We start from the raw sequence: 18,526 nt of genomic DNA on the forward strand, positions 1-18,526 counted from the left end.
TATGGGAATTCAGTTACTTGATCAGAATACAATTAATAAAATAGCGGCAGGAGAAGTTATAGAAAGACCATCTTCTGTTGTAAAAGAGCTTGTTGAAAATGCAATAGATGCCGGGGCGACTGCTGTAACTGTCGAAGCAAAGGAAGGCGGAATTTCATTTATCAGGGTTACGGATAATGGTTCAGGTATTAAGAAAGATGAGATAGATATTGCATTTAAAAGACACGCCACAAGTAAGATTAAGTCAATTGAAGACCTTTTAACTGTATCCTCACTTGGTTTCAGGGGTGAGGCACTTGCGAGTATAGCGGCAGTATCGCAGATTGAATTAATAACCAAGACTAAGGATGATATAACAGGAACGAGGTATCAGTCAGAGGGCAGCGAGGTTATATCTGTTGAAGATATCGGTGCACCTGATGGAACAACATTTATTATAAGAAATTTGTTCTTTAATACACCAGTCAGAAGAAAGTTCTTAAAGTCAGCGATGACAGAGGCAGGATACATTAATGCGTTAATGCAGTATATGGCTTTATCACATCCTGAGGTTTCATTCAGATTTATTAATAATAACCAGAATAAGCTTCATACATCAGGAAATATGAAATTAAAGGATATTATATATAATGTGTATGGCCGTGATATAACTGCTAATCTGTATGATATTAATGCAAAGACACAGGATATTAAGATTGAGGGTTATATAGGGAAACCTTTTATTAACAGAGGTAACAGGACTTACGAGAATTATTACATTAACGGACGTTATATAAAGAGCAATATAATTAATAAGGCAATTGAGGAAGCTTATAAAGGTTTTATAATGCCTCATAATTATCCGTTCACTGTAATACATTTTACGATAAGTCCGGATATAATTGATGTGAATGTCCACCCTACCAAGATGGAATTGAGATTTCAGAATAACGAGTATGTATACAATTTCGTATATGATTCAATATTATCAACGCTTAAGGGAAAAGAACTTGTGGCAAAAGTTGAACCAGATGGACAGTTTATGAATAAAATTCATAATGATGAGCTGGAGCAAAAGAAGGCAGAAGAACAGAAGCAGATGGCTGGGTATAGTGCAACGGGAGTACAGCAAAATGTACCAGCAGGTTCAGGTGCTGCGGATACGCAACATAATATGTCGGCAGGCTCAGGTGCTACGGTCAAGCAATATGGTGTACCGGCAGGTTCAGGTGCTATAAATGAGAATAAGGTTATCGCTAATGAATCTTCGATTATGAATAAAACAAGGCTTCCAGAGCCATTTGAAACCGTGAGGTCTGATAAACTTATTAAAGAAGATATTGTGCAGTATAATTCAAGAAAAGCAGAGGAGAGCAGGCAGATATCTTTATTTGAGGATAAGCTTCTAGATGAGAAGAATAAGAATAATTACAGGATAATAGGACAATTATTTGATACATACTGGCTAATAGAATTTGAGGACAGATTCTATATGATGGATCAGCACGCGGCACACGAAAAAGTTCTTTATGAGAAGACGATGAATAAATTGAGAACTCAAAAAATTGATACACAGATGCTTATGCCGCCTATTATTCTTACTCTTAATATGAATGAGGAAGAAGTACTTAAAAGGAATATGTCAATATTTAATAAGCTTGGATATGAGATAGAAGAATTTGGCGGCAATGAATATAAAGTAACAGGAATACCGGCAGGTTTTCCGAAGCTTGATTACAGGCAGATGCTAACTGACCTTATAGATGGTCTTATGCAGGATGGCAGAATGACAGATATGGATATACTTACAGAAAAGGTAGCGTCTATGTCGTGCAAGGCGGCTATTAAGGGCAATAATGAAATATCATATGAAGAAGCAAAGGAACTTATGGAAGAACTTATGAAAGCTGACAATCCATATAACTGCCCACACGGCAGGCCAACGCTTATAGTTATGAGTAAATATGATATAGAAAAGAAATTTAAACGAATAGTGTAAAAGGGGAATAGTGTATGTGTAAACAACCTTTAATTATACTTACAGGGCCAACTGCTGTCGGAAAGACTTCACTTTCTATTAAACTTGCAAAAAAGATTGGGGCACAGATAATAAGTGCAGACTCTATGCAGGTATACAGGCATATGGACATAGGAACTGCTAAGATTACATCTTCTGAAATGCAAGGCGTAAAGCATTATCTTATAGACGAAATAGAACCTACAGAGGAGTTTAATGTCACAATATTTAAAGAAAAAGCACTAAAGGCTATAGAACAGATAAGAAATGACGGCTATATACCTATGATTGTAGGTGGTACAGGATTTTATATACAGGCTTTATTGTATGATATAGAATTTGAAGACAACGATGCGGATACATCGTATAGACAGGAGTTATACCAGCTTGAAAAAGAAAAAGGTGCTGTGTATCTTTATGAGATGTTAAAAAATGTGGATCCTAAATCAGCAGAGAGCATACATTACAGAAATGTAAAAAGAGTTGTAAGGGCACTGGAATATTACAAGCAGACTGGCAACAGAATATCTGAACACAACGAGGAGCAGAGAAAAAAAGATTCACCATATAATTATAAATATTTTGTTCTTAATGACATAAGGGATAATCTTTATGAGAGGATTAATAAAAGAGTTGATATTATGTTCGATGATGGTCTTATTGATGAAATGCAGTTGCTTACCAAAATGGGCATAGGCAGGGATAATACTTCTATGCAGGGCATAGGCTATAAAGAAATTCTTGATTACTGGGATACCTCAGGTAAGCCTTATGGAAGCACTATTGATGAAAATGGTATCGCCTTATTAAAGGAACAGATTAAAGGTGATACAAGACATTTTGCAAAAAGACAGCTTACGTGGTTCAGGAGAGAAAAAGTTATTGACTGGATTAATATTAACGAATATGATTATGATTGCGTTAAAATTATGGATTATATGCTTGATAAGCTTAAAGATAGTGGTATTATTAAGTAATGCAAAATTAACAATCAGGGAGAAAGATAATGAAGGAAATGTATTGCGGACAGCTTGGAATTGATGAAGCTGTATACAATTATGGCAATAATGTACTTGAAAATTTAAAGGAACGATTTGAAGCTATTGATGAAGTGGCTGAGTATAATCAGTTAAAGGTTATCGCAGTTATGCAGAAGAACAGGGTTGCAGAGATGCACCTTTCAGGTACTAGCGGATATGGATATAATGATGAGGGAAGAGATACTCTTGAGAGAGTATATGCAGATATATTCAAGACAGAGGATGCACTTGTAAGACCACAGATTATATGTGGAACACATGCTTTAAATGTAGCTATCTCATCTAATTTAAGACCAGGTGATGAACTTTTATCACCAGTTGGAAAGCCGTATGATACTATGGATGAGATTATAGGAATAAGACCATCAAAGGGAAGTCTTGCAGAATACAATATATCATACAGACAGGTTGATCTGTTAGATGACGGAAGCTTTGATTATGATGGAATAAGAAAAGCTATTAATGAAAAGACTAAGCTTGTTACCATACAGCGTTCTAAGGGTTATGCAACGCGTCCGACATTATCTGTTGAAAGAATTGGCGAGCTTATACATTTTATTAAAGATATCAAACCAGACGTTATATGTATGGTAGATAACTGTTATGGTGAATTTGTTGAGAAGATTGAACCATCAGAAGTCGGTGCGGATATGGTTGTCGGTTCACTTATTAAAAATCCAGGTGGCGGACTTGCACCTTGTGGAGGATATATAGCAGGAAGAAAAGACTGCATTGAACAGGCAGCTTACAGATTATCTTCACCGGGTCTTGGAAAAGAGGTTGGTGCAACAATTGGTGTCAACAAAGATTTCTATCAGGGATTATTCCTTGCACCAACTGTAGTTGCCGGTGCACTTAAGGGCGCTGTATTTGCAGCAAATGTATATGAAAAGGCTGGATTTAAGTGCGTCCCTGATGCCACAGAGGAAAGATATGACATTATTCAGGCAGTTGAGTTAAAATCAGAGGAAGGTCTTATAGCTTTCTGTAAGGGTATTCAGGCAGCAGCACCAGTTGACAGCTTTGTAACACCTGAGCCTTGGGCAATGCCAGGTTATGATTCAGATGTTATTATGGCAGCAGGTGCATTTGTACAGGGGTCATCAATAGAACTTAGTGCGGATGGTCCTGTAAAAGAACCATATGCTGTATATTTCCAGGGTGGTCTTACATGGTACCACGCTAAGCTTGGAATTATGATGAGTATGCAGAAAATGTATGAAAAAGGGCTTCTTAAGATTTAGTAATTGTGTTATACTACATTAGTCAGTTTTTTAATAATATTATAATATATTGAATAGTTAATATTGTATTCTTATAAAAAAGTTGATAAAATGTTAGCGTATTATTAATATTAATACGCAAGAATGGAGGAATATGAGTAGTATTTCCAAGTACAAGAATGGCTGGTTTCTTATACTGTTCATTCTTATAGGTATTGTGCTGGGTGGGCTTATAGCTGAGATAACATCGGGCATACCAGCACTTAGCTGGCTTTCATATGGCCAGTCATTTGGGGCGGGACTTATGGAGAGTCCTGTTATTCTTAATCTGGGATTTATTGTTCTTACATTTTCAATTCAGATTAAGATAACAATTGCCAGTATTATTGGCGTTATACTCGCAATTGTTATATATAAATTTATTTAGGGTAAATCTTATCTAAGATTTTATGAATGACAATTTAATATGTGACAAAGATTGTATTAAAGACTTAAGACCATACGAGAAATGTATAGCACTTGGTGAACAGTCGCTTACTGATACGGAGCTTATCGCAGCGATAATAAAGACTGGTGTATCAGGAAAGCCTGCGGGAGAGCTTGCAAAGGATATTCTTGACAAGTCCCATAACAAAGGATTGTTAGGACTATTTGATATGTCTATTGATGAACTTATGGATATCAAGGGAATAGGGCTTGCGAAGGCGGCACAGTTAAAGTGTATCTGTGAGTTGTCAAGAAGACTTGCCAAGCAGTCAGCAGGGAAAAGACTGGATTTTTCATCGCCATATGCTATTGCTGAGTATTATATGCAGGATATGAGACATTTAACCAAAGAACGTCTTGTTCTTGTAATGCTTGACAGCAGGCTTAATCTTATTAAGGACAGTGTTATATCAATCGGAACGGTGAACAGCTCACTTGTTTCAGTTAAAGAGGTGTTTAGTGAGGCTTGTAAGAACAAAGCGGTAAGCATAGTTCTTATTCACAACCACCCAAGCGGTGATCCAGCACCAAGTCCGCAGGATATAAGTGTTACAGAGCAGATAAGAAAGGCGGGGCTTATTCTTGGAATACATCTGATAGATCATATAATTATTGGAGATAATAATTTCACAAGTCTTAATGAATGTGGTTATTTGAGACAATAGAATTGTTGCTACAGGAAAGGAAGAAAATATGTCTAACGTATATGGAATTGATATTGGTACAAGTAATTTTAAAATGTGCTGTAAAGAAAAAGATACAATATTAAATGAGAAGAACATTATAGCCATTGCTAATAAGAAAGACCTTTTAGCATTTGGTGATGAAGCATATGAAATGTATGAGAAGGCACCAGAGAATATTGATGTTTCGTTCCCGGTTAAGTTTGGTGTGATTGCAGATATTGAGAATATGCAGACTTTGCTTCTTAATTTCTTTAATAAGGTTAATGGAGATAAGAAGAATACAGGCAATAATGATTTCTATATTGCAGTTCCTACTGATGTTACTGAAGTAGAAAAGAGAGCATTTTATGAACTTGTTGCTGATTCAAAGGTTAAAGCCAAGAATATATATATCGTTGATAAGCCAGTTGCAGATGCAATCGGTGCAGGTCTTGATGTAACTAAGTCAAGAGGTATTATGATGGTTAATATCGGTGCAGAGACAACAGAAATCTCTGTATTGTCATTAGGTGGTATTGTAATAAGCAAGTCAATCAAGATTGGTGGTAATAAGCTTGATGACTGCATTATCAATAATGTTAAAAAGGTATACAATCTTGTAATAGGAAGCAAGACAGCAGAAAGCTTAAAGAAGGAACTTGGAAGTGCGGTAAAGGTTGAAGAAACATTTGCACTCGGCTTTGGACGTAATGTACTTTCAGGACTTCCTGTAAGCGTAGATGTATCATCAGATGTTGTCTATAATGCGATTGTTGATGCACTTCACTCAATTATGGATGCAATCAAAGTTATACTTGAGAGAACTCCACCAGAACTTGCAGCTGATATTATTAAGAATGGTGTATATGTATCAGGTGGTACATCACAGATTAACAATCTTGAACAGTTTATAAAGCAGGAGACTAATCTTAATGTTAATATCGTAGACCAGCCTTCTGAAAGTGTTGTAAGAGGTCTTATAGGAGTAGTAAATAACCCACAGTTTTCTAAGGTTGCATATACTCCACAAGATAAAAATTATGATTAAGGACAGGTAATATGAGAAAAAAATTATCTTCATATATGACATCAAGATACATTCTTATTGCAGTGACGGTTGTATGTATAATATTTGTTTCAACAAGCTTCTTTACAGATAGTCTTGTAGCACCTTTAAGAAATGCTGTTTCTATGGTTGTTGTTCCGTTGCAGAAGGGAATGAATAATCTTGGACTTTGGACCTATGATAAAGTTACTACTTTACAGGAAATCTCAGTTGTATTAGACGAGAATAATGAGTTAAAGAACCAGATAGATAATCTGACAGAAGAGAACAACCAGTTAAGACAGGATTCCTATGAACTTACACGTCTTAGAGAGCTATATAAGCTTGACGAGAAGTATCCGGGCTATACTAAAGTAGGTGCAAGAGTTATCGGTGTTACAACAGATAACTGGTCTAAGGCATTTAAAGTAGATAAAGGCCTTGATGACGGAATTAAGAAAGATATGAATGTTATTGCAAGTGGTGGTCTTGTTGGAATAGTTGCTGAGGTAGGAAAGAATTATTCCATAGTCAAGACAATTATTGAAGATAATAATTCAGTAAGTGGAATGTTAATAGATACTAATGATACCTGTATAGTTGAGGGAGATATTGAGCTTTCTGACAGTGGTCTTGTACATCTTAACCATATTAAGGCTGATATAACAGTAAGAAATGGTGATAAGATAGTTACTTCCAATATCAGCGACAAATATCTTCAGGGAATTCTTATAGGATATGCAAAGGATGTAACAGCGGACTCTAATAATCTGACACAGTCAGGTTATCTTGTCCCAGCAGTTGATTTTAATAATCTTCAAGAGGTACTTATTATAACGGAAATGAAAAATCAGTGATTTAAAGCAGGAGTGTTATGAAAAGGAAAGTTGCAGAAATAATTTTAATATTATTATTTTATCTGATACAGGTTACATTTGGCAATGCTATCGGAATAGGTGGCATTACACCTAATCTGCTTATAATACTGCCGGTGCTGTTTGGCTTTTTTAAAGGCAGGAATGAAGGAATGTTAGTAGGCTTCTTATCAGGTGTTATGTATGATCTTTTCTTTTCTTCACTGTTTGGATTTTCAGCATTGGTTTTTGTATACATAGGATATTTTTCGGGAATATTTTATAAAGAATATGAGAAGGTTGAAGTCCTTATTCCATTGGCAATGATAATGGCATCTGATTTTGTTTTTGAATTTTTATCATATATAGGCAATTTCTTATTACACAACAGGCTGAATGTAGACTTCTTTTTAAGAAGATTTATTATGCCGGAGGTTGTGTATACATTAGTTGTAGCATTGGTATTGTATTATCCTTTGATGAAGTTCGATTCAATATTAGATATTCAATGGAAGAAAAGGAAAAAAGGTATATTAGATGAAGGAAGTATTTGAGTATATATTAAGTCTTTTCAAATCAAGAATTTTTCCACTTATATTGGTATTTGCCATATTGGTAGGCGTGCTTATTAACAGGCTGTTTGGATTGCAGATAATCAATGGAGAGTCTTATGTAAAAGATTTATCAAGTTCTATACAGAAAGATATGAGCGTTGCGGCGACAAGAGGAAGAATATTCGACAAGAATGGTGTGCTTCTTGCTTATAATGACCTTGCATATGCCGTAAGAATAAGTGACAGCGGTAAATATAACAATAACGCAGAGAAGAATGAAAAGCTTAATGCTTCAATAGATAAGACACTTGATATTATTGAGGCAAAGGGAGATACATATTCTAATGATTTTCCTATTGTATATGAAGACGGACAGTATGTATTCAATATAAAGGATAATGAACTTTTAAGATTTTTAAGGGATATATATGGCAAACGTTCAATAAGTGAGCTTAGTGATGAAGAAAGAAATGTAACAGCACAGGAGCTTTTCAGACAGTTATGTGAAAAGTATGAGGTTGTTGTTGCGTCTGATAGTTCAAAAAATCAGGCAACGGTTCTTTCATCAACAGTTAGTTTCCTTAAATCACAGGGGTATATGGTAGAAGCAGCAGGTTTTTCTGTTGACCATGCACTTATGATTGTTAATTTAAGAAGATATATGTCTGCTAATTCATATAACAGATACATTTCTTTTACAATTGCCAATGAGGTATCAGATGAAACTGTTGCGGCAATACTTGAGAGTTCAGATGATCTGACAGGTGTTACAGTAGAAGAACAATATATAAGAAGATATGTGGACAGTGTATATTGCTCACAGATATTAGGATACACAGGTACAGTATCTACAAGCGAGTTAGAAACACTTGGAGATAAGTACGACAGTAACGATACTGTGGGTAAGAGTGGCATTGAGAAGAGTATGGAATCAGTGCTTTCAGGTACTAAGGGTGAACGACAGGTTTATGTAGATACAGTAGGACGAATTACAGAGGTACTTGGTGAGACAGACCCGGAGACTGGCAATGATGTGTACCTTACAATCGATATTAATCTTCAGAAAAATCTATATAATGCAATTGAGGACAGACTTGTACAGATACTTCTTACTTATATGACAAGTGGTGATACCAAGTATTCATATACTTCTAACGGAAGTGTAGATACTGTATACATTCTTGCTAAAGAAGTATATTTTGCACTTATTGATAACAATATTGTGTCAATAAAGCATATCGCTGAACAGAGTACAGACACGGAGGCACAGGTTTATTCAGCTTTTCTTTCAAAACAGGACAGTACAATGGACTGGATACGAAGTGAGTTAGCTGACGGTGATACACCTTATGGAAAGCTAAACGAAGAACAGCAGCTTTATATATGGTATGTGTATACAAGCCTTAAAGACAGAGGGGTATTTAATACATCTAATGTCGATACAACAGATGATGTATATAAGGACTGGACACAGGCAGATGGAACAAGTCTTAAAGAACTTCTGACACACGGAATAGCTAAGAATTGGATTAATCTTAATGTTTTCTCTACTGAACAGTACACAAGTTTACAAGAATCATATGATGCACTTCTTGATTATATTGATGGATATTTAAGGGAAGATACTTCATTTTATAAGAAAATGTATAAATATATGATTAATTCTGGTTCTATATCAGGAAGACAGGTATGTATGCTTTTGTATGAACAGGGAGTGCTTGATATGAATTCTGAGAATTCAAGATATTCAGCATTAGCAGCAGGAAGCCTTGGAGCATATGATTTTATGACATATGCGATATCTAATAAAATAATAACTCCTGCCCAGCTTGCATTAGAACCTTGTTCAGCATCTGCTGTTGTAACAAATCCTAAGAATGGTGATATCATAGCAATGGTATCTTATCCAAGCTATGATAATAACAAGCTGTCAGGAAGCGTTGATGCCAAGTATTTCAACAGTCTTATTAATGATAAGGCAAGTCCTATGTTAAACAGGGCAACACAGTCATTTACTGCACCCGGTTCAACATACAAGCCATGCACAACTATAGCAGGTATGGATACAGGTATAATATCATCTGGAACTACATTTTATTGTTCTGGTTCATTTGATAAAGTAACACCATCACCAAAATGCTGGAGATTATCAGGACATGGTGGCGAAGTGGCTGCAACAGCGATAAGAGATTCCTGTAATGTATTCTTCTATAATGTAGGTTATAATCTTGCGTGCAGTAAGAATGGCAATTATAACAGTACTTACGGAACAACTATATTACAGAAATACTCAGACCTTTTGGGTTTATCGACTAAAGCAGGTGTTGAAATTGAGGAAAGTGAGCCAATGGCTTCTAATACTAACTCAGTTGCTTCAGCTATCGGTCAGGGTAACCACAAATACAGTACATTAAACCTTGCAAGATATGTAACAACTATAGCTACATCAGGAACCTGCTATAATCTTACACTAGTAGATAAGATTACAGATTCTGATGGTAATCTTATTGAAGATAATCACGCTGATGTTGATCATCAGGTTGAACTAAGCAGTAATATATGGAGTACAGTACACGAGGGTATGATGCTCGCAGGTAATTCATATTCAACAATAGCCAAGCTTGGTTTAAAGATTGCAGCTAAGTCAGGTACTGCACAGGAAAATACTAACGAACCAGACCATTCATTACTTGTAACATATTCTCCATACGATGATCCGCAGATATGTGTATCAGTATGTATCCAGCACGGATACTCATCAACAACATCTATGGATTTGACAGCAGATGTGTATAAGATATATTATGGAATGGAATAGTTATAAATAATATTAAATAAGGGGTGAAGATAGTTGGATAACTCAGTAGTAATCAAGGGAAGTAAGAATGGAATTACTGTTAAACTCGATGATAATCTTGGATTTGACGAGCTCAAAGACAGAATAAGAACCAAATTTGCGGCGTCAGCCAAATTCTTTGAAAAAGCCAATCTTGCATTATCACTTGAAGGAAGAAATCTTACTGACAACGAGGAGCAGGAAATTCTTGATATTATATCTGAGGAGTCGGATATTAACATTGTGTGTCTGATGGAACACAACAAGGATAAAGATGAAGTGTACGCAAGAGCAATCGCCAAGGTTGCCGGAGATGGCATATTGCCAGATGTACCATATGATAATACAAATGAAGAGGTTATGCACAGCCGTGTATTTTCCAGTGCCAGCATAGATGATGTATCGACAGATAATACACTTACACAGCCATTATGCCAGTTCTATAAAGGAACATTAAGATCAGGACAAGTTCTTGAAACAGAGAGTAGTGTAGTAATACTTGGAGATGTTAATCCGGGTGGCAAGGTTATAGCGTGTGGCAATGTTATCGTATTAGGAAGCTTAAGAGGCAATATATATGCAGGTGCCAATGGCAATGAGAATGCATTTGTTGTTGCTCTTGATATGGATCCTATGCAGATTAAGATTGCAGATGTTATAGCCAGAAGTTCAGATGCTCCTGTTGTTATAAAGAAGAGATTAAAGAGTAAGGTCAAAGGCGTACAGCCTAAGATAGCATATGTATTTGAAGGCAATATATATGTTGAAGATTTTGCACAGGATGTACTTGAAGATATTCATTTATAAATTTGAATGTGTAAACAGGTTTATTTTAGAATAAATGTTCATAAATTCAAAAAAAGTCTTGATTTAATGAGCAAAATTACGCATAATTATTTTATTGTGTATTTATTTACTTAATATATTAATTTTGGAGGAAATAAAATGAGTGAAGTTATTGTTGTTACGTCAGGAAAAGGCGGCGTAGGTAAGACTACAACTACAGCTAATATAGGTACTGGTCTTGCTAAGCTTGGAAAAAAGGTTGTTATGATTGATACAGATACAGGCCTTAGAAACCTTGATGTAGTACTTGGACTTGAGAATAGAATTGTATACAATCTTGTAGATGTTGTAGAGGGTAACTGTCGTTTAAAGCAGGCTATGATTACAGATAAGAGATGCCCTTATCTGTATCTTCTTCCAACAGCACAGACAAGGGATAAGTCAGCTATTTCACCTGAACAGATGATTAAGCTTGTAGATGAGATTAAAGCAGATCCAGAGAACTTTGATTACATATTACTTGATTGCCCAGCCGGTATTGAGCAGGGCTTCCAGAATGCCATAGTTGCAGCTGACAGAGCTTTAGTTGTAACTACTCCAGAAGTCTCAGCTATCCGTGATGCTGACAGAATTGTAGGTTTATTAGATGCTAATGGCTTAAAAGACCGCGAGGATTTAATTGTCAACAGAATAAGAATGGATATGGTCAACAGAGGTGAGATGATGTCAATCGCAGATGTCAACGACATTTTACAGCTCAATGTAATAGGTGCTGTTCCAGATGATGAGAATATTGTAGTTGCTACTAACAAGGGTCAGCCTTTAGTAGGTGACAGCAGTATGGCTGGACAGGCATATATGAATATATGTCATAGAATTCTCGGTGAAGATGTACCTTTCCTTGATCTTAATGGCAAGGGTGGATTCTTTAAGAAGTTATCATCACTCTTTAAGGGTGATAAAAAGAACTAAGACCAATTCAGGCCTTAAGTATATGAGCCATATATGGCAGAATGGAAGAAGATATGAGTTTACTTGATTTATTTAAGAAGAAGGGTTCTGGTGATGTAGCAAAAGACAGACTTAAGCTTTTGCTCGTATCTGACAGGGCTAATTGCTCTCCTGAAGTTATGGAAATGATAAAAAATGACATAATTAAAGTTATTTCAAAATACATGGTAATAGATGCAGAAGGACTTGATATCCAGATAACATCTACAGAATCAGAAGGTGATAATGGTTCTGTACCTGCAATCTATGCTAATATTCCAATTAAGGATATGAGAAATAGTGACAAATAATCACGTGTAATCAAATAAGGATTATTGTGGTGGAGAATTTATGTTTAAAAAATATAAACTAAGATCGTATAATTTCAGGCTTATTGCTTTGATAACAATTACCTGTATATATGCGTTAATGGTTGTAAACAGTGCTAATTCAAGTTATACCATAAAGCAGGGTGCTGGTATGGCTGCAGCATATTTAATGATGATTTTTATATCATTTGTTGATTACAAATTTATAACTAAATATTACTGGCTTTGGTATGCAATAGGCAATATACTGCTTGTTCTTGTACTTCTTATAGGTAAATCAAGCCACGGTGCGAAAAGATGGCTTGGCATAGGTACATCTTTTCAGATACAGCCTTCAGAGTTTATGAAGCTTATTATAGCCATATTCTTAGCTAAGGTAATATCTATGTATAAGGACAGGCTTAATACGTGGAAGTTTCTTGTCATAATTGCACTTGTACTTTTAGTTCCTATACTGCTTATAGTTAAAGAACCAGATTTATCTACCACTGTTATGGTTGTTCTTATAGTAGTTACTATTATATTCTGTGCAGGGATAAGTTATAAGATAATTGGTATGGTGCTGCTTGTTGTAGTTCCACTTATAGCAGCATTTCTTGTATACATTATTGCTACACCGGATCCTATATTTATGGAACAATATCAGAGAAATCGTATTGTCGATTTCATATACGGAAGTGATTCTACTGATGGAACGGTAAGTGCTGGTGTATATCAGCAGAATTATGCGGTTCAGGCAATAGGTTCAGGACAGTTATCAGGTAAAGGCCTTAATAATGAAGATCCATCTTCACTTAAGAATGCCGGATATATAGCAGAAGCGCAGAATGACTTTATATTTGCGGTTATAGGTGAAGAACTTGGATTTGTAGGCTGCTTAATTACAATTTTTTTGTTGTTTACTATCGTAATAGAGTGTATAATTACAGCAGTAAGGGCTAAGGACTTAGAAGGGCGGCTGATATGCTGCGGTGTAGCGGCGTATATAGCATTCCAGACGTTTATTAATATAGGCGTTGTTACAAAGCTTCTGCCTAATACAGGTTTGCCACTTCCATTTTTTAGTTGTGGCGTAACATCACTTGTTAATTTATTTGCGGCAATGGGAATTGTGTTGAATATCAATCTGCAAAGAAATGTCGACAGAGATGATGAGATATTTGCAGATGATTTCCGTGGATAATAGATAAGTATTAAAGATATTGGCTGTAACAAGCCATAGCATTAAAATGCAATCTTGATAAAATAACAGCATAAGATAGGGGGTTCTTATGAACATTGGTTTAATAGCACATAATTCAAAGAAGAAATTAATGCAGAATTTCTGTATTGCATACAAAGGAATTCTAAACAAGAATCAGTTATTTGCGACGGGTACAACAGGAAGACTTGTAGAAGAAGTTACTAATCTTTCTATACACAAGTTCCTTGCAGGACATCTTGGTGGTGACCAGCAGCTTTGTGCCCAGATTGAGCATAATCAGCTTGATCTTGTCATTTTCCTAAGAGATGTGGAATCACCAAATCTTCATGAACCAGATTCTAATAATATATGTATGCTGTGTGATATGTATAATATTCCATTAGCAACTAATCTTGCCACAGCAGAATTATTGATTAAGTCGCTGGAAAGAGGCGATATGGAATGGAGAGAAATATATCAATAATCAGTGAGAATTATTAAAATATAAGCTGCCGTTTGAACAAGAACGGTAGCTTTTGATGTATTATTAATGATTAAGGGAGGAGTTATGCCAGGTAATAAAGTAGTCAGGTATAAAAGAAGACCACGGGCTGTGGCATTTATATTTGCCCTTGTACTTATTTATATAATATGTTTTTTTGTGTTGTATACAACCAAAGCAAAGGTTCAGACATATGAAGTTAACGTAGGTTCATTAACGAATAATGCTGTATTTACAGCGTTAGCAGTAAGAGAGGAAAGTGTATACAATTCGCCTTATTCTGGCAATGTCAATTATTACCAGCGGGAAGGGACGAGAGTTAAGAAGGGCGATACCATTTATACTGTCGATGAAACCGGCAGGGTATCAGAGATACTTTCTTCATATAACAAATTAGGTGAGAATTCACTTTCAGAGAAGAATTTATCAGATATTAAGACGACACTCAATAATTATAAGACTGATTATGATGGAAGTGATTTTACATATGTATATGACCTGAAATCAGACCTTAATGTGACTGTATTACAGTCTATTAATGAAAATGTTGTTGCTAACCTTGATTCTATTGTAGAGAATACAGGAAGCCAGAACCTTTTCCAGACAGTAACAGCTGAAAGCAATGGTATTGTTGTATATGCGGTTGACGGATACGAACAGATTAATGACAACAATGTAACAACTAATGATTTCAATAAAGATAACTATAATAAGAATAATTTAAAAGGTGAATCACTTATTGTATCAGGTAATCCTGCTTATAAGATAGTTACAAGTGAAGACTGGTATATGCTTATCAGGTTATCTAAAGATGATATTGATGAGTATGGACTGGCTTCTAAGAAAAGCCTTAATATTAAGATTAAGAAAGATAATATGACAGTAAAATGTGGTTTTTCTATTATAGAGAAGAGCGATGGCTATTATGGAAAGTTATCACTAGACAGCTATATGATAAGATATGCACAGGAAAGATTTCTTGATATTGAGCTTGTTACAACTGGTAAGAGTGGTATGAAGATACCTGTGTCAGCAGTTACAGAAAATGAATTCTACGAAATTCCAAGGTCTTACCTTACAAAAGGTGGTAACAGCAGTAATCAGGGATTTATATGTGAGAAATATGATAATGGTAATCTTATAACTACATTTGTTGAAGCAGATATATACAAGCTTACTGATGATTATGTGTATGTAAGCAAGTCAGACTGGGAATCAGGAATTGCGGTTGTAATGCCAGACTCTGCATCAAGGTATGTTATCGGGGCAACGAAGAAGTTAAAAGGTGTATATTGTGTTAATACCGGATATACAATATTCTGTCCGGTTGAGATTATTGATGAGAATAATGAATATTATATTGTCAAGCAAAATCTTACACACGGAATATCAGTGTATGACCGAATTATATTAGACGCATTGAAATACCAGCCAAATGAAATGATATATTAATCAGAATGGAGAATTGCTATGTTGGATAATCATAATGAAATGCTAAAATCTAATTATGAAGCTGTTAAGAAGAATATTAAAGCAGCTTGCGAGAGGAGCGGACGTGATAAGAGTGAAGTGTGCCTTATTGCAGTAAGCAAGACTAAGCCACAGGAAGATATAATGCAGATATATGAATGTGGTGAACACCAGTTTGGAGAGAATTATGTTCAGGAAATGGTAGATAAAGTTGATGCTCTTCCTAAAGATATAGTATGGCATATGATAGGACATTTACAGCGTAATAAAGTTAAATATGTTGTTGGCAGGGCTTCTATGATTCATTCGGTTGATTCATTAAGATTAGCAGAGGCTGTTAATCAGGAGGCTGTTAAAAAAGGGATTATAGCTGACATTTTAATTGAAGTAAATGTTGCAGGCGAACTTAATAAATTTGGTTTTAAACCAGAAGAAGTTGAAGCGTTTGTTAGAGCAATTAGTGGATTTAGTGGAATTAGAGTCCGTGGATTGATGACAAGTGCTCCATATGTAGAAAATCCCGAAGATAATAGGTGTTATTTCAGACAATTAAAGCAATTATGTGTTGACATTAATGCTAAAAACATTGATAATATCAATATGGATGTGCTTTCAATGGGTATGACTAATGATTATGTTATAGCTGTTGAAGAAGGTGCTACTCATATAAGAGTTGGTACTGCTATATTCGGACATAGAGATTATGGTAATGCGTAAGATAAAGACATATGTGTGTTGATACAGAAGGATAAGATTTTTAGTTACTATAATTAATGTAATATTATAATATATTAGGGAGAGATGTTATGAGTTTTGTTGATGGATTTTTGAATCTTTTCAAGGTTCAGGATGATGAATTTGATGATGATTACGATTACGATGAAGAATTTGATGATGACGAAGATGATGATAAGCCTTCAGCAAGAAAGAAGCTTTTTTCAGGTTCTAAGAAGTCAGATGATGAAGATACATCAACTTCATTTACAATGAGCGACAAGCCTAAGAACTCAAGAGGAAAGGTTGTTCCAATTAAGCAGACAGCGAGAGGTCTTGAAGTAGTTGTTATCAGACCAGAGTCTATGGAAGATGCAAGTGAGATAACAGATACGCTTTTAAGTGGTAAGGCTGTTGTACTTAATCTTGAAGGAATTCACGTTGAGATTGCACAGAGAATAATTGATTATTCGGCAGGCTCGTGTTATTCGATAAGAGGTAATTTACAGAAGATTACCAATTACATATTCCTTGTTACACCTCCTAATGTGGATATTTCAGGCGATATTCCTGAGATAGTAGCTGGTGGTATTGATCTTACATCATTTAAGAATGATACAAAGTTCTAGATAATTTATATTACTGCCACTCTTTGGTTTGCAAGGAGTGGCAGTTTAGTTATTACTAAGATTGGATTGGAGAATATTATGTCTAAGTGTATTAATGTTAAATACGAAGGAAAGCCTTTATATAATATTGTTATTGAACAGAGCTTTGATAAGTTAGCAGAAGAATTTGATAAGTTAGGAGTTACAGGAAGAAAACTCTGTATTGTGTCTGACAGCAATGTTGCACCTTTATATGCGAAGCATATAGAAGAACAGTTATTAAAGACTGGCAATAAGGTATTTACATTTGTATTTGAAGCTGGCGAGGCTAACAAGAATCTTGATACAGTTGAAGATGTATATGAGTTTCTTATTAAGAACCATTTTGATAGAAAAGATATGCTTGTAGCACTTGGTGGTGGTGTTGTTGGAGATTTAACTGGATTTACAGCAGCTACATATCTTAGAGGAATAAGCTTTATACAGGTTCCCACATCTCTTCTTGCACAGGTTGATTCAAGTATTGGTGGAAAGACAGGTGTTGATTTCAGAGCATACAAGAATATGGTAGGAGCATTTTACCAGCCTAAGCTTGTATATATGAATATATCAGTGCTTAAGAGCCTCTCAGACAGATTATTCAATTCTGGTTTTGGTGAAATAATCAAGCACGGCCTTATTAAAGATGCCGCATATTATGAATGGTTAAGAGATAATATCAGTAATATTAAGAGCAGAAATTCAGATGCCTTAGAGCAGATGATATATGTAAGCTGCAATATAAAGAGAGAAGTTGTAGAAAAAGATCCTAAAGAAAAAGGCGACAGGGCACTTCTTAATTATGGACATACATTAGGACACGCAATAGAGAAGCTTATGGATTTCAAACTCTATCACGGCGAATGTGTTACACTTGGAATGATTGCCGCATTAAGAATATCAGTCAACAGAGGCGATATTGATGAGAAGGCATATAATGATGCAATAGATATGTTCAAGTTATATGATTTCCCTCTTAATGTAACAGGAATTACAGCAGAAGATGTTGTCAAAGTGTCAAAGAGCGATAAAAAAATGGATGCAGGCAAGATTAAATTTATTCTTTTAAAAGAAATCGGTAATGCTTATATTGACTATGATGTAACAGATGAGGAGATGCTTGCAGCATTAAAAGATGTTATTTTATGTAATAGGTAATTTCAATAAAACACCATATTACATAAAAATACTATGTGACGATGATAC

18 protein-coding genes are annotated in these 18,526 nt (G+C 35.3%); all 18 read left to right on the forward strand.

The genetic code is table 11. The annotated features are described in order from the left end of the window. Position 1 precedes the first annotated feature (1 nt). The gene (gene mutL / locus WMO14_RS01510) at positions 2 to 1,978 is read left to right on the forward strand and encodes a DNA mismatch repair endonuclease MutL (RefSeq protein ID WP_349153153.1); all 1,977 of its coding nucleotides are present in this window, start codon (positions 2 to 4) and stop codon (positions 1,976 to 1,978) included. 14 nt (positions 1,979 to 1,992) lie between these two features. After that, the gene (gene miaA, locus WMO14_RS01515) at positions 1,993 to 2,973 is read left to right on the forward strand and encodes a tRNA (adenosine(37)-N6)-dimethylallyltransferase MiaA (protein WP_349153154.1); all 981 of its coding nucleotides are present in this window, start codon (positions 1,993 to 1,995) and stop codon (positions 2,971 to 2,973) included. A 29-nt stretch (positions 2,974 to 3,002) separates the two neighbouring features. Then, entirely contained in the window at positions 3,003 to 4,280 is a 1,278-nt protein-coding gene (locus WMO14_RS01520) for a methionine gamma-lyase family protein (protein ID WP_349153155.1), read from the forward strand. 133 nt (positions 4,281 to 4,413) lie between these two features. Beyond that, positions 4,414 to 4,686, forward strand: a complete 273-nt coding sequence (locus tag WMO14_RS01525; protein WP_022501788.1) for a DUF4321 domain-containing protein — start codon at positions 4,414 to 4,416, stop codon at positions 4,684 to 4,686. Between the two features lie 22 nt (positions 4,687 to 4,708). Continuing rightward, on the forward strand, positions 4,709 to 5,410 hold the full coding sequence (gene radC / locus WMO14_RS01530) for a RadC family protein (RefSeq protein ID WP_022501787.1): 702 nt from the start codon (positions 4,709 to 4,711) through the stop codon (positions 5,408 to 5,410). A gap of 28 nt (positions 5,411 to 5,438) precedes the next feature. Beyond that, a complete protein-coding gene (locus tag WMO14_RS01535) occupies positions 5,439 to 6,458 on the forward strand; it encodes a rod shape-determining protein (RefSeq protein WP_055174709.1) in 1,020 nt (339 codons plus the stop codon). 11 nt (positions 6,459 to 6,469) lie between these two features. Further along, positions 6,470 to 7,312, forward strand: coding sequence for a rod shape-determining protein MreC (gene mreC / locus WMO14_RS01540; RefSeq protein ID WP_022501785.1), 843 nt, complete (start codon positions 6,470 to 6,472; stop codon positions 7,310 to 7,312). 17 nt (positions 7,313 to 7,329) lie between these two features. Continuing rightward, on the forward strand, positions 7,330 to 7,863 hold the full coding sequence (mreD, locus tag WMO14_RS01545; RefSeq protein ID WP_022501784.1) for a rod shape-determining protein MreD: 534 nt from the start codon (positions 7,330 to 7,332) through the stop codon (positions 7,861 to 7,863). Then, complete coding sequence (locus tag WMO14_RS01550) at positions 7,847 to 10,681, forward strand: penicillin-binding transpeptidase domain-containing protein (RefSeq protein WP_055174712.1); 2,835 nt, start codon at positions 7,847 to 7,849, stop codon at positions 10,679 to 10,681. The genes mreD and WMO14_RS01550 overlap by 17 nt, the downstream gene beginning before the upstream one ends. Before the next feature lie 33 nt (positions 10,682 to 10,714). Then, positions 10,715 to 11,506, forward strand: coding sequence for a septum site-determining protein MinC (gene minC, locus WMO14_RS01555; RefSeq protein ID WP_022501782.1), 792 nt, complete (start codon positions 10,715 to 10,717; stop codon positions 11,504 to 11,506). A gap of 138 nt (positions 11,507 to 11,644) precedes the next feature. Then, positions 11,645 to 12,457 carry a septum site-determining protein MinD gene (gene minD / locus WMO14_RS01560; RefSeq protein WP_022501781.1) on the forward strand — a complete coding sequence of 271 codons (813 nt, stop codon included), beginning with the start codon at positions 11,645 to 11,647 and terminating at the stop codon, positions 12,455 to 12,457. A gap of 53 nt (positions 12,458 to 12,510) precedes the next feature. Further along, positions 12,511 to 12,786 (forward strand): cell division topological specificity factor MinE, encoded by a 276-nt coding sequence (gene minE / locus WMO14_RS01565; RefSeq protein WP_022501780.1) that lies wholly within the window; start codon positions 12,511 to 12,513, stop codon positions 12,784 to 12,786. Positions 12,787 to 12,826: 40 nt separating this feature from the next. Further along, positions 12,827 to 13,987 carry an FtsW/RodA/SpoVE family cell cycle protein gene (locus WMO14_RS01570; RefSeq protein ID WP_055306595.1) on the forward strand — a complete coding sequence of 387 codons (1,161 nt, stop codon included), beginning with the start codon at positions 12,827 to 12,829 and terminating at the stop codon, positions 13,985 to 13,987. 88 nt (positions 13,988 to 14,075) lie between these two features. After that, complete coding sequence (locus WMO14_RS01575) at positions 14,076 to 14,471, forward strand: methylglyoxal synthase (protein ID WP_022501778.1); 396 nt, start codon at positions 14,076 to 14,078, stop codon at positions 14,469 to 14,471. Positions 14,472 to 14,555: 84 nt separating this feature from the next. Next, complete coding sequence (locus WMO14_RS01580) at positions 14,556 to 15,941, forward strand: biotin/lipoyl attachment domain-containing protein (RefSeq protein WP_022501777.1); 1,386 nt, start codon at positions 14,556 to 14,558, stop codon at positions 15,939 to 15,941. A 39-nt stretch (positions 15,942 to 15,980) separates the two neighbouring features. Further along, positions 15,981 to 16,676: a YggS family pyridoxal phosphate-dependent enzyme gene (locus WMO14_RS01585; protein WP_090140047.1), complete on the forward strand. Its 696-nt coding sequence runs from the start codon at positions 15,981 to 15,983 to the stop codon at positions 16,674 to 16,676. A gap of 89 nt (positions 16,677 to 16,765) precedes the next feature. Beyond that, the gene (locus WMO14_RS01590; protein WP_022501775.1) at positions 16,766 to 17,302 is read left to right on the forward strand and encodes a cell division protein SepF; all 537 of its coding nucleotides are present in this window, start codon (positions 16,766 to 16,768) and stop codon (positions 17,300 to 17,302) included. 78 nt (positions 17,303 to 17,380) lie between these two features. Further along, a complete protein-coding gene (gene aroB, locus WMO14_RS01595; RefSeq protein WP_090140011.1) occupies positions 17,381 to 18,478 on the forward strand; it encodes a 3-dehydroquinate synthase in 1,098 nt (365 codons plus the stop codon). Positions 18,479 to 18,526 lie beyond the last annotated feature (48 nt).

This window comes from Lachnospira rogosae (ex Hitch et al. 2025) (assembly GCF_040096455.1).
In the GTDB taxonomy this organism is placed as follows: domain Bacteria; phylum Bacillota; class Clostridia; order Lachnospirales; family Lachnospiraceae; genus Lachnospira; species Lachnospira rogosae.